At 43.9% G+C, this 2829-nt stretch carries 3 protein-coding genes; 2 read left to right on the plus strand and 1 reads right to left on the minus strand.

Features of this window, described 5'->3' with window-relative positions:
* Window positions 1-178 precede the first annotated feature (178 nt).
* Complete coding sequence (lptB, locus tag H8S52_RS19500; RefSeq protein WP_004288278.1) at window positions 179-937, minus strand: LPS export ABC transporter ATP-binding protein; 759 nt, start codon at window positions 935-937, stop codon at window positions 179-181.
* A 198-nt stretch (window positions 938-1135) separates the two neighbouring features.
* On the opposite strand from lptB, the gene H8S52_RS19505 reads away from it, so the two are divergent.
* Window positions 1136-1879: an ABC transporter permease gene (locus tag H8S52_RS19505; protein WP_005658388.1), complete on the plus strand. Its 744-nt coding sequence runs from the start codon at window positions 1136-1138 to the stop codon at window positions 1877-1879.
* A 32-nt stretch (window positions 1880-1911) separates the two neighbouring features.
* Window positions 1912-2682 carry an ABC transporter ATP-binding protein gene (locus H8S52_RS19510; RefSeq protein WP_117907646.1) on the plus strand — a complete coding sequence of 257 codons (771 nt, stop codon included), beginning with the start codon at window positions 1912-1914 and terminating at the stop codon, window positions 2680-2682.
* Window positions 2683-2829 lie beyond the last annotated feature (147 nt).

Genomic DNA, 2829 nt, shown 5'->3' on the forward strand with positions numbered 1-2829 from the left:
TTTGGCCGTCAAACCTTGTTTTCGGGGGAATACCTAAAGATACAAAAAAGCCAACTAATTCGCAATAATTTGTGTATGAATTAGTTGGCTAATTTTGTAATATTTAATGAATGTCCCTAAAAAAAGACCGTCTCGGACGGTCTTTTTTTATTGTTATATGCTGCTGCAAAAACCGGCTCTACACCATAAAGTCCTTGCGGCGAAGCACAAAACTGTTACTCAAATACTTTTCGCGTACAATCTTATTCTCGGCAAGCTCTTCGGGCGTACCTTGAAACAGGATTTTTCCTTCAAACAGCAGATAAGCACGGTCGGTAATGCTCAAGGTTTCCTGCACATTGTGGTCGGTTATCAGAATACCGATATTCCGGTCTTTCAACTTCCAGACAATCTGCTGAATATCTTCCACCGCAATAGGGTCTACTCCGGCAAACGGCTCGTCCAGCATAATGAACTTCGGATCGATGGCCAAGCAACGGGCAATCTCCGTACGACGGCGCTCGCCACCGGATAACTGGTTGCCTTTATTCTTACGGACCTTTTGCAGACGGAACTCTGCAATCAGACTTTCCAACTTATCTTTCTGATAGTCCAAAGGCTTGTCTGTCATTTCCAACACAGCCGCAATATTATCTTCCACACTCATCTGGCGAAACACCGATGCTTCCTGCGCCAAATAACCGATACCAGTCTGCGCCCGTTTGTATACAGGGTATTTTGTTATATCCAAATCATCCAAAAAGATGCGTCCTTCATTGGGAGTTATCAATCCTACGGTCATATAGAACGAAGTAGTCTTACCGGCACCGTTCGGCCCCAGCAATCCCACAATTTCTCCCTGCTTTACGTTGATAGAGACATGGCTGACTACTGTACGCTTTCCGTACTTCTTCACCAAATCCTCTGTCCGGAGCACCATTTTGCTTTCTTCTTCCATAACGCTATGTCACCACAATTATATATACAGATTACTATCAGTCCTCAATACTGCCGTTTCTCCTCCAGATTACAATCGTCTTCATCCTGGTTTCAGCAAAAATACTGTGCCATTCGGCGTAATCTGTGGTGAAACTGGCGCAAATGTAGCAAAAATAAGCTGAAATAGTGTACATTTGCAGACAAATACTTACGAGTCATGATTAAAGCACTTAGAACAGTAGGAAGATACATCATATTAATGGGTCGTGTTTTTGCCCGTCCGGAACGCATGCGTATGTTCTTCCGCCAATACATCAATGAGATAGAACAACTGGGCGTAAACTCCATCGGCATCGTATTGCTAATATCATTTTTTATCGGAGCCGTTATTACCATACAAATCAAACTGAACATAGAAAGCCCTTTCATGCCACGCTGGACGGTGGGGTATGTCACCCGCGAAATTATGTTGCTGGAGTTCTCGTCCTCCATCATGTGTCTGATATTGGCAGGCAAAGTAGGCTCGAACATCGCTTCCGAACTTGGAACGATGCGGGTTACCCAGCAAATAGACGCTCTTGAGATTATGGGTGTCAACTCTGCCAATTACCTGATATTACCTAAGATAGCGGCAATGGTGTCAACCATTCCTCTTATGGTAACGTTCAGTATATTCGCCGGCATCATCGGTGCTTTTTGTACATGCTGGTTCGGCGGCATCATGTCGGCCGTAGATTTGGAATACGGTCTGCAATACATGTTTGTAGAATGGTTTATCTGGTGCGGCATCATCAAGTCTCTGTTTTTTGCCTTTATCATTGCCAGCGTATCGGCATTCTTCGGTTATTCGGTCGAAGGAGGGTCTATCGAGGTAGGTAAAGCATCTACAGATTCAGTGGTATGCAGCAGTGTACTGATTCTGTTTGCCGATCTCATACTGACCCAGTTGCTAATGGGCTGACAAGTTGATTCTAAATTCAAAACTAAGTAAGAATGATTGAACTGAAAGGACTTTGCAAGTCATTTGAAGAGAAAGAGGTACTGACGGATATCAATGCCACATTCGAAAACGGAAAGACCAATCTTATTATTGGCCAGAGCGGTTCCGGAAAAACCGTACTGATGAAATGTATCGTAGGCCTGCTGACACCCGAAAAAGGTGAATTACTATACGACCACCGCAATTTCCTTACCATGGGAAAGAAAGAGAAGAAAGCCCTGCGCCGCGAAATGGGGATGATATTCCAAAGTGCTGCCCTGTTCGACTCGATGACGGTGCTGGACAACGTTATGTTCCCCCTCAACATGTTCAGCTCGGATACCTTGCGCGACCGCACGCGCCGTGCCATGTTTTGCCTGGAACGCGTAAACCTTGTTGAAGCGAAAGATAAATTCCCCGGTGAAATCAGTGGTGGTATGCAAAAACGCGTTGCCATCGCACGCGCCATTGCCTTGAACCCTCAATATCTGTTCTGCGATGAACCCAATTCCGGCTTGGACCCCAAGACCTCGCTCGTCATTGATGAACTGATACAGGACATTACCCGTGAGTACAATATGACCACCCTCATCAATACCCATGACATGAACTCTGTAATGGGTATCGGAGAAAAAATTATCTACATTTATGAAGGGCATAAAGAATGGGAAGGCAGCAAAAACGATATTTTTACATCTACCAATGAGCGTTTGAATAATTTCATTTTTGCTTCCGATCTCTTCCGTAAAGTGAAAGAGGTTGAAATACAAAACATAGAAGGCTAAGGCTGTAAGAACAACTGTATTCCTAAAAAGGGATATTCAGTAAATGTCCCTAAAAAATAAGATGGCATATGAAGATGATAGGACATGACCACTTCATATGCCATTCTTATTGCCATTTTTCGGTGCTTTCTCACATAATTCTATCCG

The organism is Bacteroides sp. NSJ-48 (genome assembly GCF_014287405.1).
GTDB lineage: Bacteria > Bacteroidota > Bacteroidia > Bacteroidales > Bacteroidaceae > Bacteroides > Bacteroides stercoris.